Origin of the sequence: Pseudomonas sp. GXZC (assembly GCF_026967615.1) — a bacterium.
In the GTDB taxonomy this organism is placed as follows: domain Bacteria; phylum Pseudomonadota; class Gammaproteobacteria; order Pseudomonadales; family Pseudomonadaceae; genus Aquipseudomonas; species Aquipseudomonas azotoformans_A.
The window spans coordinates 863,828-888,487 of record NZ_CP114115.1 but is presented as its reverse complement, the minus strand read 5'-3'; the positions used below and the strand labels follow the sequence as shown (position 1 = coordinate 888,487).

The following is a 24,660-nucleotide window of genomic DNA, read 5'->3' as shown; positions in this document are numbered from 1 at the left end:
CGATAAGCACAGCTCGGCCACTTGTGGATAACTAAAGAGCGGGGATTCTACCGCTGTTCGGCAACAATCGCCCACTGCGCACTGACCGGCTGTGGATAAATCCCGCGTCCGATGCAGTACAATCGCGACTTTTAATCGCCAACCAGCCGGCCATTCCGATGATCGAACCCAAGCGCGTCTTGCGCGCCCTCGCCGAACACTGGGCCCTGCTTGAGCCACTGTGCGAACACTTCGACCAAGGCACCTTGAGCCTTGGCGAGTTGCGCGCGCAACTGGCGGCCCAACAACTGGACAGCACGCCGCAGGACATTACCAGCCTGTTGGACGTGTGGATTCGCCTGGATATCCTGGTGCCTGTCGCCAAAAGCCCGAACCGTTTCGAGCTCAACGCACAGATCCACGACTTCCTGGCCTATCTTCGCAAGGAGCACCGGCTTGGCCTGTGCCTGGAAATCGAAGCCTACCTGCGCCATCTCGAGCGCCTGGCGGGCTATATCCAGGACGCCTTCGACATCCGTGATGGCCACGACCTCGCCCGCCAACTGCGCCTGCTCGATATGCGCGTGCGGGACGTGCTGAAAAAACTCGCCAACGACGAACAGGCCCTCGCCGCCGTGGCCGACCGGGCCAAGACCAGCGACCGGCAGATCCCGTTGCGCCAGCGTTACGCCGAGGTCCTGGCGACCTGGGACGAATACGTCGAACCGATGATCCAACTGGTGAACGCGGATGGCGCCTTCGAACAAGGCGTGCGCAAGGTGGAAAATGTGCTGCTGCGCATGCTCACCGAGCAACAGCGCCTCGGCCATTTGGTTGACGATGACATGCTGCTGCGCACCCATGCGCGCATCCTCGAAATGCAGACCAGCGCCCAGCTGACCTTGCGTCATGCCCGCGAACTGCTGCTGCCGCTGCGTGAAGAAGCGCGCCGGCACAACGCCGTGACCCGTGGCGCGGCGCTGGCCCTGTCGGCCATCCGCCGTAAAGGGCTGGACGCGGTGCCGCAAGCGGCGATGCCGATGTTCACCCGCCCGCAAAGCACCTTTCTCGGCAGTGCCAGCCAAGTGGAAGCCTATGTCTACGCCCTGGCGAATTTCGAGCCGAAACCGGCAAAATTCCCCAAGGCGCACAAATCCCACAAGGGCGACGCCCAGCGCGCACCGCGTACGGTCAAGGAAATGCTCGAACGCTGCGAAGACGCGCTGCCGATGCCAGACCTGATGACCTGGCTGCTGGAGCAGGAACCGGACGGCGCCACCGACGAATTGCTGTACTGGTTCTCGCGCCTGTCCCGCGAAAAACGCTTCAAGCGCGAACGCCTGGAACGCCGCGAGTACCACACCACCGAGCACCAGGTCAGCCTGCGCTCCTTCGCCCTGCTCCCGGTCGGTTCCGACGCCGCCGAGCACTCTGCGAGTACACCCCATGCATCTTGATCTATCCGAACTGTCCCAGCTGGCGCCGATCTTTCGCGAGCTGTTCAAGGGTTACCACGTCAGCCGCCGCGACCCGGAGCTGTACGCGCAACTGTCGAACTTCCAGGACCAGTACCGCACGCTGTTCAGGGCCTTGGGCTTCGAGTTGGTCTGCGATACACGGGGTTTCTACTATTTCGTGCCGGACTCCGCCATCGCCAGCGCGCAGGTGAACAAAACCGCCCAACGCCTGGCGTTGTTCACCTTCATCATCGTCGAGCATTTGGCCGACCAGGGCCGCGACCCGATTGCCGTGCTCGATGGTGGCAGCCTGGGCCGTGATGAACTGCCGTCGCTGCTGGAGAAGTACCGCGACCTGTTTATCCAGGCCGAAGTGCAGACCCAGGAAGAACTCGAAGAAAAAATCATGCGCCGCATGACCCAACTGGGTTTTGCCAGCGAAGATAACGGCATCTATCGCTTCCTGCCGCCGATGCATCGCTTCCTTGATGTGTGCCTGTCGGTGCAGCAAGACCGTGACCTGGCGGCCAGCGTCCACAGTGTGTTGCCACTGCCGGCGCCGGTGATCATCGATGAAGACAGCGATGAAAAACTGCTGAAAACCGATGATCCGCTGGACTTGAGTGACTTTGCCGACGAAAGCGAAGAAGACGCCCTGGCCCGCGCCATTGCCGAAGAACAGGAGACCGATGCATGAGTAAGGAACGCTACGGCATCCGCCGCTTCGCCCTATTGAATACCGCAGGTTACAGCCTGGGTTTGTTCCCGCTGGAAGAACCGCTGTCGGTGTATGGCGCGAACAACCTGGGTAAATCCGCGTCGATCAACGCCTTGCAGTTCCCGATCCTGGCGCGCATGTCGGACATGAGTTTCGGCAAGTACACCCTGGAACAATCGCGGCGCTTCTACTTTGCCACCGACACCAGCTACATCCTGGTGGAAGTCTCCCTGCCCCACGGCCCGCACGTGATCGGTGTGGTCGGGCGCGGCCCGGGCGGTGGTTTCGGTCACCAGTTCTTTGCCTATGCGGGCAAGCTGGACCTGGCCCACTACCAGAAGAACGACACCTGCCTGCGTCAGAAAGAACTGTTCACCAACCTTGAGCGCGAAGGCCTGAAAGCCTACGAACTCAAGCCGGATGAACTGCGTCGCTTGCTGGTAGGCGGCCACACGTCGATCCCGCTGGACCTGACGCTGATTCCGCTGCGCTCCACCAGCGAGCAGAGCCTGAAGACCTTCCGCGCACTGTTTATCAACCTGCTGCACATGCGCGAAATCACCGCGGCCAAGCTCAAGCAGCTGTTCCTGGATGCCTTCGAACATAGCTTGCGTTCCGGTAGCGTGGATTACATTGCGGCGTGCGAAGAAGCCTTCCGTGATGTGCGACGCATGGAACAGGACTACAACTCGCTGGTCGCCGCCGGCCCGTTGGTTGAAGCCCTGGCCAATGGCGTGCGCCTGCGCGACGTGTTGCGCGGCAAGCTGCATCGCTTGTCGCCGCTGTTGGATTCGTTGCTGGGCACCTGGTCGGATTACGCCAGTGCGCGCAAGGAAGAACTGACCATCCAGGCCGAGCATTACCGCAACGAGCAAGACGCGCTGCAGAACGACCAACGCGGCGGCACTCAGGAGTTGATGCGCCTGGAGCGGGAAATCAGTGGAATTCAGCGTTGGTTGGGCGAGCTGTCGGTACTCAAGCACCGCTTTGCGTTGGTGGATGACGTGAAGTTGCTGGAGCAACAGCTGTTGGCGGCCAAGGATGCTCACGATGAACTGGCGGGCGCGTTGGCGCAGTCGCGACAGTTCAGCGCCGAGGATTTGGACGAGCGTCTGCGCGATTTGGAAAAGCGCTTGAAGTCGGTCAAGCAGCAACTCGACCACGCCGACAACAACAGCTACGCCAAGCTGCGGGAAGAATTCTCACAGCCGGATGTCGAGCGTCTGATGCGCCTGTTCAACAGTTCGTTGTTCAGCCTGCCATTGGGCACGCATGGCATCACGCTGGACGAGGATGGCCTGTGGGTTAAATCCCTGGAGCAGATCCTCGATGGCTTCAAGGGCGAGCGCTTTGAAGTGCCGGGGCTGTCCATCGACATCTCCCACATCGAACCGCCTGCGTTGCAAGCCTTGGCAGACCGCGCGGCGTTGCGCGACCAGAAAGAACGCCTGGAGAAAGAACTCAAGCAGCTGAAAACCCAGCAGGCTGTCGCGTCTGACCGCGCTGCGAGCAAGACCCAGACCGAAGCGTTGTACCAGCAGGTGCTGGATGCGCAAAAAGCCCTGGAAGACTTCCGCCGTGCGCAAACCCTGAGCGCAGAAGAAGGCGAAAAGCTGGAAAACCTGGCGCAGATGGAAGCAGCGCAGGACGAGTTGAAACGCTCCAGCGATGCGTTCACCGAGCGCGTCCAGCAACTGTCGGCCAAGCTGCAACTGGTGGGCCGTCAGATTGGCGATATGGAAGCCAAGCAGCGCACGCTGGATGACGCGTTGCGCCGTCGCCAGCTGTTGCCGGCGGACTTGCCGTTCGGCACACCGTTCATGGACCCGGTCGACGATTCCATGGACAACCTGCTGCCGCTGCTCAATGACTATCAGGACAGTTGGCAAGGCCTGTTGCGCGCTGATGGCCAGATCGAAGCGCTGTATGCCCAGGTGCGCCTCAAGGGCGTGGCCAAGTTCGACAGCGAGGATGACGTTGAGCGTCGCCTGCAGTTGCTGATCAACGCCTATGCACACCGTACCGATGAAGCCCTGACGTTGGGCAAGGCACGCCGTGCGGCGGTCACCGACATTGCGCGGACCCTGCGCAATATCCGCAGCGATTACGACAGCCTTGAGCACCAGTTGGCGTTGTTCAACCGCGAGATCAACAAACGCCAGGTCTCCAACCTGCAAAGCTTCCGCATCGTGCTGGCGCCGAACAAGGAAGCGCTCAAGCATATCGACCAGATCATCCACAGTGCCGGCCAGTATGAAGAAGGCGAGACGCTGTCGGTGTTCGACCTGAGCCAAAGCGCCGAGCAGGACAACAAGAACGAAGAAGCCAAGGAATACCTGGCGCGCCTGGTGGCCGCCAACCATAACCAGTTGGGCCTCAAGGACTTGTTCGAGCTGGCGTTCGAGATCACCAAGGTGCACGGCCAGCCGGTGATTCACACCGACATCGATGGCGCGGCGTCCAACGGCACCACCATGACCATCAAGGCGTTGACCAACATGTACTTGTTGCTGCACTTGATGGACCGCGACCAGGCCGGGCGCGTGCGTCTACCGTACTACCTCGACGAGGCGGCGGACATCGACGAGAAAAACCAGGCGGCGTTGCTGGAAACCAGCTTGCAGCTGGGCTTCGTGCCGATTCTGGCCAGTGTAAAGCCGCAGGTGTCGGCGCAGGTGGCAATCGACCTGGAAGGCGGCAGCGGGCCGAACGGGATCTATATCGATGAAGCGGACTGGAAGTACATCCGTCGCCATGATGTGGTGAAGGCGACGATGAATGTACAGGCGGACGAGCCGGAGCTGGATGAAGTCTGATTTGATTCGCTGAAATGCAAAAGGCCGCGATCTTCTGGATCGCGGCCTTTTTTATGAGCGCTTATTTGCCGAGTGGGATTTTAGGCGCCCAGGTCAGCCATTCATCTTCGAACTTGTCGAACAGCGGGAAGGTTTGTTGTGGGCGGGCGGCGTTGCCCATGCGTTCGCCGTCGGGTGTGGCGAAGGCAATACCGCCGGCGACCAGGGTTTCCAGGGACTCCGTGCGTACGGTGGCACCTTTGAACAGACCGAAGTCGAGGCCAAAGCCGCTGGTGTTCCAGAAGCGGCTGCCGCCACGTACCAGGGGAGCGTACTTAGGTTCGATCAGGATATGGATCAATACGCGGTCGGCGGTCTGGCCCAACTCGTAGCCGGTGACCTTGCCCACGGTGACTTCACGGTAAGTGACCGGTACACCTTCCTTCAGCGAACCACGGCGTGCGGCGCTGAGGGTCAGGCTCAGGCCAGCTTCCTGGTGCACAGCTTCAGGCGGCTGGTCCAACGCGACGAAGCTCTTTTGCGGGCCCGCGTTTTTCGCAGCCGGTTGCACTTCGATGTATTGCCCGGTGACCAGGGTTTCCAGGTTGGAGGTTTTCATCAGGCCCAGCTCAGGCTTGACCACCCAGAACTGGCTGCCGACGCGTGCAATGCGGTCCGCCACTTGGTTGATACGTGCGCTGAGCAGTACCGACTGCATGTCGGCGCTGAGATCGACACTTTCAATCTTGCCCACGTCCAGGCCTTTGAAACGCACGGGTGTGCCAGGACGCAGGCCGTCGGCACGGTCGACCTTGATGGTCACCAAGGTGCCGTGTTGGTTGGCGGCCTCGCGGTCGGCAAACAAACGGAAACGCGGGATGCGCTTTTTCAATGGGACATTCGGTTCCGGGGTTTCGAAGGCGATACCGCCGGCCATCAGGCTGGCCAGCGACTCACTCTTGACCTGAATACCACCGGTGAGGCCACCGGTCAGGGTGACGCCGCTGGCATTCCAGAAGCGCGTCGAGCCGTTGACCAGGTTCTCGTATTCCTTCTCGATGTGGACGCCGATCACCAGTTGCTTGTTCTTGCGCGAAAACTGGTAGCTCTGCACCGACCCGACCTTGACCTGCTTGTAGAGGATCGGGCTGCCAACATCCAGGGAGCCGAGGTTGTCAGTGAACAACACCATGTGCAGGCCAGGGGAACGCAGGTCCAACGGCGGCGCCTTGGCGCGGGCGACGTACTCCCTTTGTGGAGGGGTGCCTTTGTCGCCTGGGCGAATGGCGATGTAGTTACCTTTGACCAAGGCTTCAAGCCCGGTGATACCCGCCAGGGATATGGACGGTTTGACGACCCAGAATTGGGTGTCCTGTACCAAATAGTCTTCGGCCAGAGGATCGAGCGTCAGTTCTGCGTTGGCACTGGAAAGGTCAGGGTTGATCTTCAGAGTTTTCAGGCTGCCGACTTGAATGCCTTTGTACATGACTGGCGTACGCCCCGCCTGCAGGCCTTCGAAATCGGTGAGCTTGACCTTGACTCTGATGCCGGCCGCGGCCGCATCGAAATCTTCGTACAGACGGAAGGGCAGGCTAGGATCCGTCGGCGGGCTGTCCTTGCGGTTCTCCGGCGTGGCGAAGGCGATGCCCCCAGCAACGATGCTGGAAAGGGATTCGCTGCGCACCTTTACACCGGAAAGGTTGGCGTCGATGCTGATGCCACTGGCGTTCCAGAAACGTGTGTGTTTGCGCACCAAGCTGGCGTAGGTGGGTTCGATGTAGACCTTGATCTCGACCGTGCTCTGGTCTTCAGAGAGCAGGTAGCTTTTGACTTGGCCAACTTGGATCTGTTTGTAGAACACCGGACTGCCACGGTTGAGCGAGCCAAGGCGATCGGCTTTGACGGTCAGATGCAGGCCCGGTTTGGCGTCGGACAAAGGCGGCTCTTCGGAAAGGGCTTTGAATTTGCGTGTGGGCTCACCATCACCTGGGCTGGCAGCAATGTAGTTACCTGAAACCAGGGTTTCCAGACCGGTGATACCGGCGAGGGTGACGCTCGGTTTGACCAACCAGAAGCGCGTATTGGTCTTGAGGTACTGGTCGACGTCCTTGTTCATCTCGATGGTGGCGATCACCCCGCGATTGTTGCCCTCGTCGTCCAGGGCCAGAGCCTTGACCTTACCTACCGGCATGCCTTTGTAGACCACTTCGGTCTTGTTGACCTGGATGCCTTCACCGCTTTCAAAGCGCACCTGGATATCGATGCCCTGTTGGGAATAGGCACGCCATCCCAGCCATCCACCGATGATCAGGGCAATCAGGGGCAGCACCCAAATAGCCGACCAGTTGGAGGCTGGGCGGGTTTTAGCTTTAGGCAAATCACTCATGGTCGTCGTCCGACTCCGTGTTATCCCAAATCAGTCGGGGATCGAAAGTTACTGCGGCAAGCATCGTCAAGATCACCACACTGGCGAACGCTGCAGCACCGAGATTGGCCTCGACACTGGCAAGTCGCCCAAAGTTTACAACCGCCACCAGGATGGCGATCACGAAGATATCCAGCATGGACCAGCGGCCAATGAATTCGATAAAGCGGTACATCACGATGCGTTGTTGCGCGGACAGTGGTTGACGACGCTGCACCGAGAACAGTAGCAGACCTATGCCGACCAGCTTGAACGTGGGCACCAGGATACTGGCAATGAACACTACAGCGGCGATGGGGAACATGCCGTGCTGCACCAATTGGATCACACCCGCCATGATGGTACTGGGATCGCCCTGACCAAGGGAGTTGATAGTCATGATCGGCAACAGGTTGGCGGGAATGTACAAGATGGCCGCCGTGATCAGCAGCGCCCATGTGCGGGCAAGGCTGTTGGGGCGACGAGCATGGATCAGCGCACCGCAACGCGTGCAAATTTGCTCGTCGCTGTCGGCGTCTTGTTTATTCAACTCATGGCATTCGGTACAAATCAGAATGCCTGCATCAATCGCCCGCATGTTCATCCTCTCCTGACAACGCTTGCCAGATCTGGTGGGGCGACATCACCACCTCAAGCAACACCTGAACCATTAACAAGCTGACAAAGCAGACAAGACCGAGGCCTACCGTGATGGCGGCCATGTCGGCGAGTTTAACGATCGCCACCAGGACGCCCATCAGATAGACCTCCAACATCCCCCAGTCTTTCATGTGATGGTAGATGCGGTACAACAGCAGTCCATAACTGCGGCCGATGTTCCAGCGAATACTGAGCAAGACTGCCAACTGGCAAAGCAGCTTGAGCAAGGGAATCCCCATGCTGCACAGGAAGACGACAGCGGCGACGCCTTGCATGCCGGTATCGAACAGGGCGACGACGCCGCTCCACACGGTGTCTTCAGAGGACTGCCCAAGTAGATTGAGTTGCATGATCGGCAGAAAGTTCGCGGGGATGTACAACAGCAACGCCGCCAGCACCAGGGCGAGACTTCGCTCAACGACGTTGTGGCGGTGAGCGTACAGCTCGTAACCGCAACGTGGGCATTGGGCTTTTTCGCCGAGGGCGAGCACTGGTTTGCGCATCAGCAAGTCGCACTCATGGCATGCCACCAGGTCGTCCAGTGGTAAATCCGATACCTCAAGGGCATCAACCGGATCGGGCATAAGTAGGGCTCGGACTCTAAAAAAGGTTAGGTGCCTATTCTAGTGGTCTGGTTCAGAAATAACTGTGCAAATTTGTCGGGAGGTTCGCGGCGCTGAAGTTTTCGACCGCCCAAAACAAAACCCCATCTGCTTTCGCAAATGGGGTTTCGGAATTTAATCTTGACGATGACCTACTCTCACATGGGGAAACCCCACACTACCATCGGCGATGCATCGTTTCACTGCTGAGTTCGGGATGGGATCAGGTGGTTCCAATGCTCTATGGTCGTCAAGAAATTCGGGTACTGAGTCGTGGCAGGTGCCTCGCTTCAGCAAATTGGGTATGTGATAGCTTTCGGTGTTTTGTGAGATCGAACTTTCGGTTCTATCGTCTTCACACACCGCAATCTGATGCTCTTTCGAGTAGTCAAATTGCTTGGGTGTTATATGGTCAAGCCTCACGGGCAATTAGTATTGGTTAGCTCAACGCCTCACAGCGCTTACACACCCAACCTATCAACGTCGTAGTCTTCGACGGCCCTTCAGGGAACTCAAGGTTCCAGTGAGATCTCATCTTGAGGCTAGTTTCCCGCTTAGATGCTTTCAGCGGTTATCTATTCCGAACATAGCTACCCGGCAATGCCACTGGCGTGACAACCGGAACACCAGAGGTTCGTCCACTCCGGTCCTCTCGTACTAGGAGCAGCCCCTCTCAAATCTCAAACGTCCACGGCAGATAGGGACCGAACTGTCTCACGACGTTCTAAACCCAGCTCGCGTACCACTTTAAATGGCGAACAGCCATACCCTTGGGACCGGCTTCAGCCCCAGGATGTGATGAGCCGACATCGAGGTGCCAAACACCGCCGTCGATATGAACTCTTGGGCGGTATCAGCCTGTTATCCCCGGAGTACCTTTTATCCGTTGAGCGATGGCCCTTCCATACAGAACCACCGGATCACTAAGACCTACTTTCGTACCTGCTCGACGTGTCTGTCTCGCAGTCAAGCGCGCTTTTGCCTTTATACTCTACGACCGATTTCCGACCGGTCTGAGCGCACCTTCGTACTCCTCCGTTACTCTTTAGGAGGAGACCGCCCCAGTCAAACTACCCACCATACACTGTCCTCGATCCGGATAACGGACCTGAGTTAGAACCTCAAAGTTGCCAGGGTGGTATTTCAAGGTTGGCTCCACGCAGACTGGCGTCCACGCTTCAAAGCCTCCCACCTATCCTACACAAGCAAATTCAAAGTCCAGTGCAAAGCTATAGTAAAGGTTCACGGGGTCTTTCCGTCTAGCCGCGGATACACTGCATCTTCACAGCGATTTCAATTTCACTGAGTCTCGGGTGGAGACAGCGCCGCCATCGTTACGCCATTCGTGCAGGTCGGAACTTACCCGACAAGGAATTTCGCTACCTTAGGACCGTTATAGTACTACCGCCGTTTACCGGGGCTTCGATCAAGAGCTTCGCGTTAGCTAACCCCATCAATTAACCTTCCGGCACCGGGCAGGCGTCACACCCTATACGTCCACTTTCGTGTTTGCAGAGTGCTGTGTTTTTAATAAACAGTCGCAGCGGCCTGGTATCTTCGACCGGCATGAGCTTACGGAGCAAGTCCTTCACCCTCACCGGCGCACCTTCTCCCGAAGTTACGGTGCCATTTTGCCTAGTTCCTTCACCCGAGTTCTCTCAAGCGCCTTGGTATTCTCTACCCAACCACCTGTGTCGGTTTGGGGTACGGTTCCTGGTTACCTGAAGCTTAGAAGCTTTTCTTGGAAGCATGGCATCAACCACTTCGTTAACTAAAAGTTAACTCGTCATCAGCTCTCGGCCTTAGAATCCCGGATTTACCTAAGATTCCAGCCTACCACCTTAAACTTGGACAACCAACGCCAAGCTGGCCTAGCCTTCTCCGTCCCTCCATCGCAATAACCAGAAGTACAGGAATATTAACCTGTTTTCCATCGACTACGCTTTTCAGCCTCGCCTTAGGGACCGACTAACCCTGCGTCGATTAACGTTGCGCAGGAAACCTTGGTCTTTCGGCGTGGGTGTTTTTCACACCCATTGTCGTTACTCATGTCAGCATTCGCACTTCTGATACCTCCAGCAAGCTTCTCAACTCACCTTCACAGGCTTACAGAACGCTCCTCTACCGCATCACTTACGTGATACCCGTAGCTTCGGTGTATGGTTTGAGCCCCGTTACATCTTCCGCGCAGGCCGACTCGACTAGTGAGCTATTACGCTTTCTTTAAAGGGTGGCTGCTTCTAAGCCAACCTCCTAGCTGTCTAAGCCTTCCCACATCGTTTCCCACTTAACCATAACTTTGGGACCTTAGCTGACGGTCTGGGTTGTTTCCCTTTCACGACGGACGTTAGCACCCGCCGTGTGTCTCCCATGCTCGGCACTTGTAGGTATTCGGAGTTTGCATCGGTTTGGTAAGTCGGGATGACCCCTAGCCGAAACAGTGCTCTACCCCTACAGTGATACATGAGGCGCTACCTAAATAGCTTTCGAGGAGAACCAGCTATCTCCGAGCTTGATTAGCCTTTCACTCCGATCCACAGGTCATCCGCTAACTTTTCAACGGTAGTCGGTTCGGTCCTCCAGTTAGTGTTACCCAACCTTCAACCTGCCCATGGATAGATCGCCCGGTTTCGGGTCTATTCCCAGCGACTAGACGCCCTATTAAGACTCGCTTTCGCTACGCCTCCCTATTCGGTTAAGCTCGCCACTGAAAATAAGTCGCTGACCCATTATACAAAAGGTACGCAGTCACCCAACAAAGTGGGCTCCCACTGCTTGTACGCATACGGTTTCAGGATCTATTTCACTCCCCTCTCCGGGGTTCTTTTCGCCTTTCCCTCACGGTACTAGTTCACTATCGGTCAGTCAGTAGTATTTAGCCTTGGAGGATGGTCCCCCCATATTCAGACAAAGTTTCTCGTGCTCCGTCCTACTCGATTTCATGACTAAGAGATTTTCGCGTACAGGGCTATCACCCACTATGGCCGCACTTTCCAGAGCGTTCCGCTAATCTCAAAGCCACTTAAGGGCTAGTCCCCGTTCGCTCGCCACTACTAAGGGAATCTCGGTTGATTTCTTTTCCTCAGGGTACTTAGATGTTTCAGTTCCCCTGGTTCGCCTCTTACGCCTATGTATTCAGCGTAAGATAACCATCTTATGATGGCTGGGTTCCCCCATTCAGACATCTCCGGATCAAAGTCTGTTTGCCGACTCCCCGAAGCTTTTCGCAGGCTACCACGTCTTTCATCGCCTCTGACTGCCAAGGCATCCACCGTATGCGCTTCTTCACTTGACCATATAACCCCAAGCAATCTGGTTATACTGTGAAGACAACATTCGCCGAAAATTCGATAATACTCAAAACTGAGTAACTCACAAATTTTACCTTAGCCTGATCCGTTACCAGTGAAAGTAACGTTCAGTCTATCTTTCTATCACATACCCAAATTTTTAAAGAACGATCTAATCAAAGACTAGAAATCAACATTCACCATCAACCTGATGGAATGCTCATTTCTAAGCTTTCAACTTCTAGAAGCAGTAGTGGTGGAGCCAAACGGGATCGAACCGTTGACCTCCTGCGTGCAAGGCAGGCGCTCTCCCAGCTGAGCTATGGCCCCGTATTTCTACAGGCGTTTCCCACACAAAATTGGTGGGTCTGGGCAGATTCGAACTGCCGACCTCACCCTTATCAGGGGTGCGCTCTAACCAACTGAGCTACAGACCCAATTTCGGGCTGCTTCTTATCGTCTTCTTCAATGAATCAAGCAATTCGTGTGGGAACTTATGGAGCAGCTGATGTCGTCGATTAAGGAGGTGATCCAGCCGCAGGTTCCCCTACGGCTACCTTGTTACGACTTCACCCCAGTCATGAATCACACCGTGGTAACCGTCCTCCCGAAGGTTAGACTAGCTACTTCTGGTGCAACCCACTCCCATGGTGTGACGGGCGGTGTGTACAAGGCCCGGGAACGTATTCACCGCGACATTCTGATTCGCGATTACTAGCGATTCCGACTTCACGCAGTCGAGTTGCAGACTGCGATCCGGACTACGATCGGTTTTATGGGATTAGCTCCACCTCGCGGCTTGGCAACCCTCTGTACCGACCATTGTAGCACGTGTGTAGCCCAGGCCGTAAGGGCCATGATGACTTGACGTCATCCCCACCTTCCTCCGGTTTGTCACCGGCAGTCTCCTTAGAGTGCCCACCATGACGTGCTGGTAACTAAGGACAAGGGTTGCGCTCGTTACGGGACTTAACCCAACATCTCACGACACGAGCTGACGACAGCCATGCAGCACCTGTCTCAATGTTCCCGAAGGCACCAATCTATCTCTAGAAAGTTCATTGGATGTCAAGGCCTGGTAAGGTTCTTCGCGTTGCTTCGAATTAAACCACATGCTCCACCGCTTGTGCGGGCCCCCGTCAATTCATTTGAGTTTTAACCTTGCGTACCGTACTCCCCAGGCGGTCAACTTAATGCGTTAGCTGCGCCACTAAAAGCTCAAGGCTTCCAACGGCTAGTTGACATCGTTTACGGCGTGGACTACCAGGGTATCTAATCCTGTTTGCTCCCCACGCTTTCGCACCTCAGTGTCAGTATTAGTCCAGGTGGTCGCCTTCGCCACTGGTGTTCCTTCCTATATCTACGCATTTCACCGCTACACAGGAAATTCCACCACCCTCTACCATACTCTAGTCAGTCAGTTTTGAATGCAGTTCCCAGGTTGAGCCCGGGGATTTCACATCCAACTTAACAAACCACCTACGCGCGCTTTACGCCCAGTAATTCCGATTAACGCTTGCACCCTCTGTATTACCGCGGCTGCTGGCACAGAGTTAGCCGGTGCTTATTCTGTCGGTAACGTCAAAATTGCAGAGTATTAATCTACAACCCTTCCTCCCAACTTAAAGTGCTTTACAATCCGAAGACCTTCTTCACACACGCGGCATGGCTGGATCAGGCTTTCGCCCATTGTCCAATATTCCCCACTGCTGCCTCCCGTAGGAGTCTGGACCGTGTCTCAGTTCCAGTGTGACTGATCATCCTCTCAGACCAGTTACGGATCGTCGCCTTGGTGAGCCATTACCTCACCAACTAGCTAATCCGACCTAGGCTCATCTGATAGCGCAAGGCCCGAAGGTCCCCTGCTTTCTCCCGTAGGACGTATGCGGTATTAGCGTCCGTTTCCGAACGTTATCCCCCACTACCAGGCAGATTCCTAGGCATTACTCACCCGTCCGCCGCTCTCAAGAGAAGCAAGCTTCTCTCTACCGCTCGACTTGCATGTGTTAGGCCTGCCGCCAGCGTTCAATCTGAGCCATGATCAAACTCTTCAGTTCAAACATCTTTGGGTTTTTAAGAAACCCTAAACTTGGCTCAGCAATCGTTGGTTACATCTTTGATTTCTCGCGGAGTAACTTGTGATGCTGATAATCTTGTTGACTATCAGTCTGACTCCACAAGCACCCACACGAATTGCTTGATTCAGTTGTTAAAGAGCGGGTGGTTAAGATCTTTCGTCTCAACCGAGGCGCGCATTCTACAGCAGCCTCATTTGCTGTCAAGTGATTATTTTCAGAAGCTTTCGAAGGTTTCTTCAACAACTTCAACCACTTGCGCTTCAGATCTCTCGTCAGCGGGAGGCGAATTCTACAGCGTTACACGCTGCTGTCAACACCTCTTTTTCAACTTCCTTTTGGCTTCGATGAACTGAAGCAACCTACTGCCGAAACCTACATAACTCATTGTTTACCAAGGAGTTTTCCGTTTCGACTGCGCCGGAAGTGGGGCGAATTATAGACATCTGGAATCTGCCGTCAATGCCTTTCTTCATATTTCTGTCATATAAGTCAGAAAAGCCCCAAAAACGCGAAAGCCGGCCCCAAGGGGCCGGCTTTCAGCCCACATTACAAGCTGGGGAAAGCAAACTGCGACGCTTCATGGCTGGCCCGCTGCGGCCAACGCTGGGTAATCGCCTTGCGACGGGTATAGAAACGTACCCCATCCGGCCCATACGCATGCAGGTCACCAAACAACGAGCGCTTCCAGCCACCAAAGCTGTGATACGCCACCGGCACCGGCAGCGGAACGTTAACGCCCACCATGCCCACTTCAATCTCGTCACAGAACAGACGCGCCGCTTCACCGTCACGGGTAAAGATGCAGGTGCCGTTACCATATTCGTGATCGTTGATCAGCTGCATCGCCGCTTCCAGGCTATTCACCCGGACCACGCACAGCACTGGCCCAAAGATCTCTTCCTTATAGATGCGCATCTCTGGCGTCACACGGTCGAACAGGCTGCCACCAAGGAAGAAGCCCTCTTCATGCCCGGCAATACTCAAGCCACGACCATCAACCACCAGTTTGGCCCCCGCTGCCAAGCCGTCTTCTATATAACCACTGACTTTGTCACGCGCCTGGCCGGTAACCAGTGGCCCCATATCGAGACCGCAGGACGTACCCGCACCAATTTTCAGTGCCTTGACCTGTGGCACCAGCTTGGCAATCAAGGCATCCGCCACCTGGTCACCCACGCACACGGCTACCGAGATCGCCATGCAGCGCTCGCCGCAAGAACCGTACGCCGCCCCCATCAGTGCACTCACGGCGTTATCCAAGTCCGCATCCGGCATCAGTACCGCATGGTTCTTCGCACCACCCAGTGCCTGCACGCGTTTGCCACGCTTGGTGGCTTCCGAATAGATGTACTCGGCAATCGGTGTCGAGCCTACGAAGCTCAGCGCCTTCACTTCCGGCGCCTCAATCAGCGCATCCACCGCGCCCTTGTCGCCGTGCACTACGCTCAGCACACCTTTAGGCAGACCGGCCTCCTGTAACAACTGTGCGATCAACAGCGTGGAACTTGGATCACGCTCCGATGGTTTCAGGATGAAACAGTTACCGCAGACAATCGCCAGCGGATACATCCACAACGGCACCATCGCCGGGAAGTTGAACGGCGTAATACCAGCGACTACACCCAGCGGTTGGAAATCCGACCACGCATCAATGTTCGGTCCTACGTTACGGCTGTACTCGCCCTTCAGAATCTCTGGCGCCGAGCACGCGTACTCCACGTTTTCGATCCCGCGTTTCAATTCACCCGCAGCATCTTCCAGAGTCTTGCCATGCTCTTCGCTGATCAACTGCGAGATACGCGCTTCGTTCTGCTCCAGCAATTGCTTGAAACGAAACATCACCTGGGCACGCTTGGCCGCAGGTGTATTACGCCAGGCCGGGAACGCCGCCTTGGCCGAGTCGATCGCCTGTTGAATGGTTTCACGGCTGGCCAACGGCACCTGATGGATCACCTGGCCAGTGGACGGGTTATACACGTCGGCACTACGGCCGCTGTCATTGACCAACTCACCGTTGATCAAGTGCTGGATAAGGCTCATGCAGGGCTCCTGAAAAGTTGTTCTATATAGAAGGAGATATCAGTCGATTTTGTTCAGCACTTCGCCGACCGCATCGAACAGCCGATCCAGGTCCTGCGGCTTGCTGTTGAAGGTTGGCCCAAACTGCAGGGTGTCACCGCCAAAACGCACGTAGAAGCCGGCTTTCCACAAGGCCATGCCGGCCTCGAATGGACGCACGATCGCATCACCGTCACGCGGGGCAATCTGGATCGCGCCGGCCAGGCCGTAGTTGCGGATATCGATCACGTTCTTGCTGCCCTTCAGGCCATGCAGCGCATTCTCAAAGTGCGGTGCGACTTCGGCTACGCTCTGCACCAGGTTTTCCTTCTGCAACAGGTCCAATGCTGCCAAACCCGCCGCGCAAGCGACCGGGTGCGCCGAGTAGGTGTAGCCGTGGGGGAATTCCACTGCGTACTCCGGCGTCGCCTGGTTCATGAAGGTCTGATAGATCTCGCTGCTGGCAATCACCGCGCCCATCGGGATCGCGCCGTTGGTGACTTGCTTGGCGATACACATCAGGTCTGGGGTCACGCCGAAACTGTCGGCACCGAACATAGAGCCGGTACGGCCGAAACCGGTGATCACTTCGTCGAACACCAATAGGATGTTGTGCTGGTCGCAGATCTCACGCAGACGCTTGAGGTAACCCTGAGGCGGCACCAGCACGCCCGCAGAGCCGGCCATTGGTTCAACAAATACTGCGGCGATGTTCGACGCGTCATGCAGCTCGATCAGCTTGAGCAGCTCATCGGCCAGCGCGATACCGCCCTGCTCCGGCATGCCACGGGAAAAAGCATTGCTCGCCAGCAAGGTGTGCGGCAGATGGTCAACATCCATCATCGCCTGGCCAAACATCTTACGGTTGCCGTTAACGCCGCCCAGGCTGGTGCCGGCGATGTTCACACCGTGATAACCGCGAGCGCGCCCGATCATTTTGGTCTTGGTGGCCTGGCCTTTCAGACGCCAGTAGGCACGCACCATCTTCACCGCCGTATCGGCGCACTCGGAGCCGGAGTCGGTGAAGAACACATGGTTCAGGTTGCCAGGGGTCAGGTCGGTGATCTTTTCCGCCAGTTGGAAGGACAACGGATGACCGTATTGGAAGCCCGGCGAGTAGTCCAGAGTGCCCAATTGCTTGGCCACCGCGTCCTGGATTTCCTTACGGGTATGCCCGGCACCACAGGTCCACAGGCCCGACAATGAGTCGTACACCTTGCGTCCCTTGTCATCGGTCAACCAGCTACCTTCGGCCGCCACGATCAGGCGCGGGTCGCGCTGGAAGTTACGGTTGGCGGTGTACGGCATCCAGTGCGCGTCCAGCTTCAATTGGCTGGCCAGGGACGATGGGGCGTTTTCGGGCATGTTCATCAGCAAAACCTCGCAGGGCAAAAGGCAGCGTCGGGATTGAAAAGCGTTGTTGCAGCTAAATTGCCACGGCGATAAAGTCGGTGAAATTCAACTCTTCTAACCTTCAGTCAGGCCTTCACTAAACTATGAGCAGCCGTCGACCCGATCCCCTGGCCCAAGTCAGCGACTTCGATATCCGCCTGCTGCGCATCTTTCGCAGCGTGGTCGAATGCGGCGGCTTCTCGGCGGCGGAAACCGTGCTGGGCATCGGGCGCTCGGCGATCAGCCAGCAAATGAGCGATCTTGAACAACGGCTCGGATTAAGACTGTGCCAACGCGGCCGCGCCGGCTTCTCGCTGACCGAAGAGGGCCGCGAGGTCTACCAATCCGCACTGCAATTATTGAGCGCCCTGGAAAGTTTCCGCACCGAGGTCAACGGTTTGCACCAGCACTTGCGCGGCGAGTTGATCATCGGCCTCACCGACAACCTCGTCACCCTGCCCCACATGCGCATCACTCACGCACTTGCGCAGTTGAAGGAACGTGGTCCGGATGTGCAGATCCAGATCCGCATGATCGCCCCCAACGAAGTCGAACAAGGCGTACTCGACGGCCGCCTGCATGTCGGCGTGGTGCCCCAGGCCAGCGCCTTGTCGGGGTTGGAATATCAGCCGCTGTACAGTGAGCGTTCATTGCTCTACTGCGCGGTGGGTCACCCACTGTTTTACGCCGACAACAAGCAGTTGGACGACGCACGCATCGATGCCCAAGACGCGATCGCCCCGACCTTCCGCCTGCCCGCCGAGATCCAGGCCCATTACCAGGCGCTCAACTGCACCGCCAGCGCTTCGGACCGGGAAGGCATGGCGTTCCTGATTCTCACCGGCCGCTATATCGGCTATCTGCCCGACCACTACGCCAGCCTGTGGGTACAGCAAGGCCGACTGCGTGCGCTGAAACCGACTACACGTTTTTACGATTTAAGCCTCGCATCGGTCACGCGCAAGGGCCGTCGCCCCCATTTGGTGCTGGAAAGCTTCCTGGAAAGTCTCGCGGCAACCCGCTAATTCGGCTTCGAAGCGAAAGCTGAGCAGTTGGACAGCTTTTTGCAACAGCCCGAGGACATAGACCTCGAGTTTGCCCGCCATGTCACCAGAAGCGTCCAACAGCAGCGACCTGATCTACGGCCTCAACGATCGCCCAAAACCCGCCCCGGCTTTTCTCGCCGCACTGCAACATGTACTCGCTGCATTTGTCGGCATCATCACCCCGCCGCTGATCATTGGCTCCACCCTTGGGCTGACTGCCCACTTGCCCTACCTGATCAGCATGGCGCTGATGGTTTCCGGTGTAGGCACTTTCATTCAGGCGCGTAGGCCATTCGGTATCGGCGCCGGGATGATCTGTCTTCAAGGCACCAGCTTTGCGTTTCTCGGTGCAGTGCTATCAGCCGGATTCCTGGTGAAACAACGCGGCGGCAGCCCGGAAGACATCATGGCGATGATCTTTGGGGTGTGCTTTTTCGGCGCTGTGGTGCAGATCGTGCTGAGCCGCTTTATCGGGCAACTGCGTCGGGTCATCACGCCTCTGGTGACCGGGATTGTCATCACACTGATCGGCATCAGCTTGATCAAGGTCGGTATCACTGACCTCGGCGGCGGCTTCAACGCCCCCGACTTCGGCGCCCCGACCAACCTGGCGCTGGGCGTGTTCGTCGTACTGACGATCATTCTGCTCAACCGTTCCAATACGCCTTGGGTACGCCTCTCGGCCATCATCATCGGCTTGGCCCTCGGCAGCCTGGCCGCCTGGTTCAGCGGCAAGCTCGTGCCGCATGCCCTGCCCGACCTCCCTCTGCTCAGCCTGCCGATTCCGTTCCGCTTCGGTTTCAGCTTCGACTGGAGCGCTTTCCTGCCGATCGCGCTGATTTATCTGATCAGCAGCATCGAAACCGTCGGCGACCTCACCGCCAACTGCATGATCGCCCGACAGCCCATCAGCGGCCCCTCTTATATAAGCCGGCTCAAGGGCGGCGTACTCGGTGATGGCGTGAGCTGCATGATCGCCGCTACGTTCAGCGCCTTCCCCAACACTACCTTTGCGCAAAACAACGGCGTGATCCAACTGACCGGCGTGGCCAGCCGTTACGTAGGTTTATACATAGGCGTGGTGCTTTTTTGCCTCGGCTTGTTTCCATTGATTGGCGCGGTACTGCAACAAATCCCCAAACCGGTGTTGGGCGGCGCCACCCTGGTGATGTTCGGCAGCGTGGCCGCCGCCGGCGTACGCATTCTCGCCCAGGCGCCGCTGGACCGACGCAGCATGCTGATCATCGCCACCTCGTTTGGCGTCGGCCTGGGCATCGCCGCCCAACCGAACCTGCTGCACCTGATGCCGACGCTGGTACAGAACCTGTTCGACTCCGCCATCACCAGCGGCGGGCTGACCGCGATTGTGTTGTGTCTGTTATTGCCCGAAGCCAAGGCAACCACGACTGCCGCAAACCACGCACCGGAAAGCGACACGCTGGAATCGCTTTGACGGTTTTATTGCATCAGGACTTGTCTGAGGCTTGAGGGTGGGTTATCTGTGCACACGTCGTCTCTATCGATCAGCACGGAAACCTCCATGAGCCTCGAAGTTCCTGCCCACAGCAACCACGCCGGTAAGCCCGCCAGCCGCATTCGGCAAAAGAACGAACAAGCGATTCTCCAGGCTGCTGAAGATGAGTTCGCGCGTCATGGCTACAAAGGCACCAGCATGAACACCATCGCTGCCAGTGCCGGGCTGCCCAAGGCCAACTTGCATTACTACTTCACCAATAAGCTCGGCCTTTATATCGCGGTACTCAGCAACATCCTCGAACTGTGGGACAGCACCTTCAACGCGTTGACCGCCGAAGATGACCCGGCCGTGGCCCTCACGCGCTACATCCGCACCAAGATGGAGTTCTCACGCCGCCAACCCCAGGCCTCGCGAATCTTCGCGATGGAGATCATCAGCGGCGGCGAATGCCTGACCGAATACTTCAGCCAGGACTACCGCGCCTGGTTCAGCGGCCGCGCGGCGGTGTTCCAGGCCTGGATGGATGCCGGCAAGATGGACCCCATCGACCCAGTGCACCTGATCTTCCTGCTGTGGGGCAGCACCCAGCACTACGCCGACTTCGCCACCCAGATCTGCCGCGTCACCGGGCGCACCAAGCTGACCAAGCAGGACATGGAAGACGCCGGCACCAACCTGATCCACATCATTCTCAAAGGCTGTGGCGTCAAGCCCGCCTATTAAACGAAGCGACTTATGCCTTTCACGCTCACCGGCCTTTGCGAGTTTCGTGAAGAAATACGCAAAAGCCGCTTTATCACCCTCGCGGCGCCCATCACCAGCGCGCAAGACGCCCAGGCGTTTTTCGAGCAGCACAGCGACTTGAACGCCACGCACAACTGCTGGGCCTGGAAGCTCGCGGATCAATACCGCAGCAACGACGACGGCGAACCCGGCGGCACCGCTGGCCGACCGATTCTGGCCGCCATCGAGGCGCAGGGTTTTGATCAGGTCGCAGTGCTGGTGATCCGTTGGTACGGCGGCATTCAACTGGGCACCGGCGGTCTGGCCCGCGCCTACGGTGGTGGCGCCAATAAATGCCTGCAAACGGCCGAACGCATTGAGTTGATCAGCCGCGTACCGTTGAGCTGCGCCTGCGCTTTCGCAGAGCTGAATCTGGTTAAACTGCGCGTTGCAGAACTGGGCGGGCTGGTGGTCGAAGAAACCTTCACCGCCAACGGCGTCGAGTTGCAGCTTGCCTTGGGCGAAGCGCATATCGACACCCTGCAAATTCAACTCGCAGACCTCAGCCGTGGGCGTATCCTGCTCCAACGCTGAAATCCCTGAACCGCGACGCTTAAAGGAAGCTTTTCATGTCTACGCCAAAAACCGCATTGATCATCGGCGCCTCGCGTGGGCTGGGCCTTGGCCTGGTCAAGCAACTGTTGCAGGACGGTTGGGACGTGACCGCCACCGTGCGTGATCCGAGCAAGGCCGATGCCCTGAAAGCCGTGGGCCCAGTACAGATCGAGAAACTCGACATGGATGATCAGCAAGCCGTGATCGCCCTGAGCCAGCGCCTGAAGGAACGCACCTTCGACCTGCTGTTCGTCAACGCCGGCGTCAAAGGCCCCGCCAATCAGGAGCCGGGCCACGCCACGCTGGCAGAAGTCGGCCAGCTGTTCTTCACCAACGCCGTAGCGCCGATCAATCTGGCCCAGCGTTTTTTCGGGCAGATCCGCAAGGACAGCGGCGTATTGGCGTTCATGAGTTCGGTACTGGGCAGCGTGACCATCCCCGACGGCTCCGACCTGGCGCTGTACAAAGCCAGCAAGGCGGCACTCAACTCCATGACCAACAGCTTCATTACCCAGTTGGGCGATCACAAGCTGACCGTGCTGTCGCTGCACCCAGGCTGGGTGAAGACCGACATGGGCGGCGAAAACGCACACATCGACGTCGATACCAGCGTGCGCGGCCTGGTGGACCAGGTGAACGCCTACACCGGCAAGGGCGGCCATCACTTCATCGATTACAAAGGCGACACCATCGCCTGGTAAAACCCAGGGGATCGTTATCGACCGATTGCCGTCGGTAACGATCCGCACGTAGACTGCCCCCTCGCCCTCACCGGCGACCCTGGATCAGCAGACAGGGCAACACTGAGCTGGCAAACCTGAACCCATCATTCAGAGGAGCCGGCCAATGCCTGCGACCCGTATCTGGTTAAAAAACCCCCTCGCGATTTTCACCGCCAATGGCCTCGATGCCCGTGGCGGCCTGGTACTGCAAGACGGTGTGATCACCGAAGTACTGGGCTGGGGACAAGAACCCTCCGTGCCGTGCGCCCAAGTGTTTGACGCTCGCGAACACGTGATCCTGCCCGGCCTGATCAACACCCACCATCACTTTTATCAAACCCTGACTCGCGCCTGGGCGCCGGTGGTCAATCAGCCGTTGTTTCCCTGGTTGAAAACCTTGTATCCGGTGTGGGCGCGGCTCACCCCGGAAAAACTCGCCCTCGCCAGCAAAGTCGCATTGGCCGAATTGCTGCTCTCGGGCTGCACCACGGCGGCGGACCATCACTACCTATTTCCCGACGGCCTGGAAAACGCCATCGACGTACAGGTGGAAAGCGTCCGCGAGTTGGGCATGCGCGCCATGCTCACCCGTGGTTCCATGAGCCTTGGCGAAGCCGACGGCGGCCTGCCACCGCAACAAACGGTGCAACAGGGCCAGGTTATCCTTGAAGATAGCCAACGCCTGATCCACGAATACCATGAACGTGGTGACGGCGCGCAAATCCAGATCGCACTGGCGCCTTGCTCACCGTTTTCCGTGACCCCGGAAATCATGGAAGCCAGCGCCGAATTGGCCAACCGCCTGGACGTGCGCCTGCACACCCACCTTGCCGAAACCCTCGACGAAGAAGACTTCTGCCTGCAGCGCTTCGGCTTGCGCACCGTGGACTACCTGGACAGCGTCGGCTGGCTCGGCCCGCGCACCTGGCTGGCCCATGGCATTCACTTCAACCCGGATGAAATTGCACGCCTGGGCGCCGCCGGCACCGGCATTTGCCATTGCCCAAGCTCGAACATGCGCCTGGCATCCGGCATCTGCCCGACCCTGGACCTGCTCGCCGCCGGCGCACCTATCGGCCTGGGCGTGGACGGTTCCGCTTCCAACGATGCGTCGAACATGATCCTTGAAGCGCGCCAGGCTTTGTATATCCAGCGACTGCGTTACGGCGCGGAAAAGATAACCCCGCAAGGCGTGCTGGGCTGGGCGACCAAAGGCTCGGCACAGTTGTTGGGCCGTACGGATATCGGTGAATTGGCCGTCGGAAAACAGGCCGACCTGGCGCTGTTCAAGCTTGACGAGCTGCGCTTCTCCGGTAGCCACGACCCGATCTCGGCGCTGCTGCTGTGCGGCGCCGACCGTGCGGACCGGGTGATGATTGCAGGAAAATGGCGCGTGATCGACGGCCAAGTCGAAGGCCTGGACCTGAAAGGCTTGATCGCCGATCACAGCCAGGCCGCGCGGCAGTTGATCGCCGGCTGACTACAACCCCAACAGCGACAGCATGATAAAGGTCGCAAACAGCACAAAATGGGTCATCCCTTCGATGGCGTTGGTTTCGCCATCGTTGAGGTTGATCGCGCTGACAATCAGCGTGATAAACACCATCACGGTCTGTACCGGGGTCATTGCCATCTGGAACGGCTGGCCGGTGTAGAGCGCCATTGCCTCCATCACCGGTACCGTCAGGATCACCGTCGACAGCGAAGCACCCAACGCAATGTTGACCACCGACTGCATGCGGTTGGCCAACGCGGCGCGCAATGCCGTCAAAATCTCCGGCGCAGCCGAAATCGCCGCGACCACAATCGCCGTGATCACCGGCGGCGCTCCCGTACCTTCCAGACCAAGATCCAGGGTCTTGGACATCACCTCGGCCAGCGCGCCGATCACAACCACCCCAAACACCAGGGTGCCGATGGAAAATGCCAGGTTGACCGGCGGCGCCTGCTCTTCTTCCGGCAACTTCTTACGGCGTTTTTCCGGGTAGCTATAGCTGAAAAAGTAACTGTGCGGCCCCACCTGCATACGCAGGAACAGGGTGTACAACACCACCATCGCGCCAATGGTAAAGGCCGAGTAGATTTTCCAGTCGGCTTCGGGGATGAATTCCGGCACCACCATCGACACGCCCATGGCGGTGAGGATCATCACGCTGTAGGTGCGGGCCGAATCATCGTTGTAGGACTGTTCGCCATGTTTGATGCCGCCCATCAGCGCGGCCAGGCCGAGGATCCCGTTGATATCGAGCATGACCGCGGAATAAATGGTGTCCCGTACCAAGGTGGGAGACGGCTCGTTGCTCATCATGATCGCCAGGATCACCACTTCCACCAGTACGGCGGCAAGGGTGAGGATCATGGTGCCGTAGGGATCGCCGACTTTTTCCGCGAGTTGCTCGGCATGGTGGGCCACGCGCATCGACGCCACCACGATAAAGCCGATCAGCACCACGCCAGCCAGCAACGCCGTGATCTGCCCGTTGTGCAGCATCCAGTGCTCCAATGGGTAGGCGGCGATGGCGGCAATCAGCGCCAGCAGCATGAATTTTTCTTGCTTGAGGGATGTGAGCATTCCGGGCCTTTTAGTGCGGCAAATCAGTCATTGATGGGGTACAGACTGCGTCACGCCGCTAACGTTTCGTTA

Annotated in this window: 15 protein-coding genes, 2 tRNA genes and 3 rRNA genes; 9 read left to right on the top strand and 11 right to left on the bottom strand. The window is 57.7% G+C overall.

Annotated features, from left to right (window positions below; translation table 11 throughout):
* The first annotated feature begins 158 nt into the window (after nt 1-158).
* The 3 genes from mksB to mksF are packed head-to-tail and all read left to right on the top strand — an operon-like array spanning nt 159 to nt 4,970.
* A complete protein-coding gene (gene mksB / locus OZ428_RS04080; protein ID WP_033898394.1) occupies nt 159-1,436 on the top strand; it encodes an Mks condensin complex protein MksB in 1,278 nt (425 codons plus the stop codon).
* Nucleotides 1,426-2,133 carry an Mks condensin complex protein MksE gene (gene mksE, locus OZ428_RS04075; RefSeq protein ID WP_133074863.1) on the top strand — a complete coding sequence of 236 codons (708 nt, stop codon included), beginning with the start codon at nt 1,426-1,428 and terminating at the stop codon, nt 2,131-2,133. Before mksB ends, mksE begins: the two co-directional genes overlap by 11 nt.
* Nucleotides 2,130-4,970, top strand: a complete 2,841-nt coding sequence (mksF, locus tag OZ428_RS04070) for an Mks condensin complex protein MksF (RefSeq protein ID WP_269132772.1) — start codon at nt 2,130-2,132, stop codon at nt 4,968-4,970. The genes mksE and mksF overlap by 4 nt, the downstream gene beginning before the upstream one ends.
* A gap of 61 nt (nt 4,971-5,031) precedes the next feature.
* Here mksF and OZ428_RS04065 read toward each other — a convergent pair whose 3' ends face one another.
* From OZ428_RS04065 to OZ428_RS04020, 10 genes are all read right to left on the bottom strand, one after another.
* Nucleotides 5,032-7,335 carry a PqiB family protein gene (locus tag OZ428_RS04065; RefSeq protein WP_033898390.1) on the bottom strand — a complete coding sequence of 768 codons (2,304 nt, stop codon included), beginning with the start codon at nt 7,333-7,335 and terminating at the stop codon, nt 5,032-5,034.
* Nucleotides 7,328-7,951: a paraquat-inducible protein A gene (locus OZ428_RS04060; protein ID WP_033898388.1), complete on the bottom strand. Its 624-nt coding sequence runs from the start codon at nt 7,949-7,951 to the stop codon at nt 7,328-7,330. Before OZ428_RS04060 ends, OZ428_RS04065 begins: the two co-directional genes overlap by 8 nt.
* Nucleotides 7,938-8,597 (bottom strand): paraquat-inducible protein A, encoded by a 660-nt coding sequence (locus OZ428_RS04055; RefSeq protein WP_033898387.1) that lies wholly within the window; start codon nt 8,595-8,597, stop codon nt 7,938-7,940. Before OZ428_RS04055 ends, OZ428_RS04060 begins: the two co-directional genes overlap by 14 nt.
* Before the next feature lie 157 nt (nt 8,598-8,754).
* Nucleotides 8,755-8,870: ribosomal RNA gene (gene rrf, locus OZ428_RS04050) — 5S ribosomal RNA — on the bottom strand.
* 153 nt (nt 8,871-9,023) lie between these two features.
* Nucleotides 9,024-11,910 (bottom strand): 23S ribosomal RNA (locus tag OZ428_RS04045).
* Nucleotides 11,911-12,159: 249 nt separating this feature from the next.
* A tRNA-Ala gene (locus OZ428_RS04040) sits at nt 12,160-12,235 on the bottom strand.
* A gap of 30 nt (nt 12,236-12,265) precedes the next feature.
* Nucleotides 12,266-12,342: transfer RNA gene (locus tag OZ428_RS04035), tRNA-Ile, on the bottom strand.
* Between the two features lie 82 nt (nt 12,343-12,424).
* Nucleotides 12,425-13,962, bottom strand: a 16S ribosomal RNA gene (locus OZ428_RS04030).
* Together the 16S, 23S and 5S rRNA genes with 2 tRNA genes alongside form the textbook arrangement of a ribosomal RNA operon.
* A gap of 567 nt (nt 13,963-14,529) precedes the next feature.
* Nucleotides 14,530-16,023 (bottom strand): CoA-acylating methylmalonate-semialdehyde dehydrogenase, encoded by a 1,494-nt coding sequence (locus OZ428_RS04025; RefSeq protein WP_269132771.1) that lies wholly within the window; start codon nt 16,021-16,023, stop codon nt 14,530-14,532.
* Nucleotides 16,024-16,062: 39 nt separating this feature from the next.
* Complete coding sequence (locus OZ428_RS04020) at nt 16,063-17,412, bottom strand: aspartate aminotransferase family protein (protein ID WP_177001495.1); 1,350 nt, start codon at nt 17,410-17,412, stop codon at nt 16,063-16,065.
* A gap of 125 nt (nt 17,413-17,537) precedes the next feature.
* Here OZ428_RS04020 and OZ428_RS04015 point away from each other — a divergent pair, with 125 nt between their 5' ends.
* The 6 genes from OZ428_RS04015 to OZ428_RS03990 all read left to right on the top strand — a co-directional run bounded on the left by OZ428_RS04015 (nt 17,538) and on the right by OZ428_RS03990 (nt 23,496).
* Nucleotides 17,538-18,458: a LysR family transcriptional regulator gene (locus tag OZ428_RS04015; RefSeq protein WP_016977051.1), complete on the top strand. Its 921-nt coding sequence runs from the start codon at nt 17,538-17,540 to the stop codon at nt 18,456-18,458.
* 79 nt (nt 18,459-18,537) lie between these two features.
* The gene (locus tag OZ428_RS04010; RefSeq protein WP_269132770.1) at nt 18,538-19,932 is read left to right on the top strand and encodes a uracil-xanthine permease family protein; all 1,395 of its coding nucleotides are present in this window, start codon (nt 18,538-18,540) and stop codon (nt 19,930-19,932) included.
* Between the two features lie 87 nt (nt 19,933-20,019).
* Nucleotides 20,020-20,679, top strand: coding sequence for a TetR/AcrR family transcriptional regulator (locus OZ428_RS04005; RefSeq protein ID WP_033897303.1), 660 nt, complete (start codon nt 20,020-20,022; stop codon nt 20,677-20,679).
* Nucleotides 20,680-20,691: 12 nt separating this feature from the next.
* A complete protein-coding gene (locus OZ428_RS04000) occupies nt 20,692-21,273 on the top strand; it encodes an IMPACT family protein (RefSeq protein ID WP_033897304.1) in 582 nt (193 codons plus the stop codon).
* Nucleotides 21,274-21,308: 35 nt separating this feature from the next.
* Entirely contained in the window at nt 21,309-21,995 is a 687-nt protein-coding gene (locus OZ428_RS03995; RefSeq protein WP_269132769.1) for an SDR family oxidoreductase, read from the top strand.
* Between the two features lie 145 nt (nt 21,996-22,140).
* On the top strand, nt 22,141-23,496 hold the full coding sequence (locus tag OZ428_RS03990) for an 8-oxoguanine deaminase (RefSeq protein ID WP_269132768.1): 1,356 nt from the start codon (nt 22,141-22,143) through the stop codon (nt 23,494-23,496).
* Here the strand turns inward: OZ428_RS03990 and OZ428_RS03985 are convergent, their stop codons facing one another.
* The gene (locus tag OZ428_RS03985) at nt 23,497-24,588 is read right to left on the bottom strand and encodes a calcium:proton antiporter (protein ID WP_269132767.1); all 1,092 of its coding nucleotides are present in this window, start codon (nt 24,586-24,588) and stop codon (nt 23,497-23,499) included.
* Between the last annotated feature and the right edge of the window lie 72 nt (nt 24,589-24,660).

Coding starts and splice junctions, on each gene's coding strand:
- mksB (WP_033898394.1), top strand. CDS start 159: ATGATCGAACCCAAGCGCGTCTTGCGCGCCCTCGCCGAACACTGGGCC.
- mksE (WP_133074863.1), top strand. CDS start 1,426: ATGCATCTTGATCTATCCGAACTGTCCCAGCTGGCGCCGATCTTTCGC.
- mksF (WP_269132772.1), top strand. CDS start 2,130: ATGAGTAAGGAACGCTACGGCATCCGCCGCTTCGCCCTATTGAATACC.
- OZ428_RS04065 (WP_033898390.1), bottom strand. CDS start 7,335: ATGAGTGATTTGCCTAAAGCTAAAACCCGCCCAGCCTCCAACTGGTCG.
- OZ428_RS04060 (WP_033898388.1), bottom strand. CDS start 7,951: ATGCGGGCGATTGATGCAGGCATTCTGATTTGTACCGAATGCCATGAG.
- OZ428_RS04055 (WP_033898387.1), bottom strand. CDS start 8,597: ATGCCCGATCCGGTTGATGCCCTTGAGGTATCGGATTTACCACTGGAC.
- OZ428_RS04025 (WP_269132771.1), bottom strand. CDS start 16,023: ATGAGCCTTATCCAGCACTTGATCAACGGTGAGTTGGTCAATGACAGC.
- OZ428_RS04020 (WP_177001495.1), bottom strand. CDS start 17,412: ATGAACATGCCCGAAAACGCCCCATCGTCCCTGGCCAGCCAATTGAAG.
- OZ428_RS04015 (WP_016977051.1), top strand. CDS start 17,538: ATGAGCAGCCGTCGACCCGATCCCCTGGCCCAAGTCAGCGACTTCGAT.
- OZ428_RS04010 (WP_269132770.1), top strand. CDS start 18,538: ATGTCACCAGAAGCGTCCAACAGCAGCGACCTGATCTACGGCCTCAAC.
- OZ428_RS04005 (WP_033897303.1), top strand. CDS start 20,020: ATGAGCCTCGAAGTTCCTGCCCACAGCAACCACGCCGGTAAGCCCGCC.
- OZ428_RS04000 (WP_033897304.1), top strand. CDS start 20,692: ATGCCTTTCACGCTCACCGGCCTTTGCGAGTTTCGTGAAGAAATACGC.
- OZ428_RS03995 (WP_269132769.1), top strand. CDS start 21,309: ATGTCTACGCCAAAAACCGCATTGATCATCGGCGCCTCGCGTGGGCTG.
- OZ428_RS03990 (WP_269132768.1), top strand. CDS start 22,141: ATGCCTGCGACCCGTATCTGGTTAAAAAACCCCCTCGCGATTTTCACC.
- OZ428_RS03985 (WP_269132767.1), bottom strand. CDS start 24,588: ATGCTCACATCCCTCAAGCAAGAAAAATTCATGCTGCTGGCGCTGATT.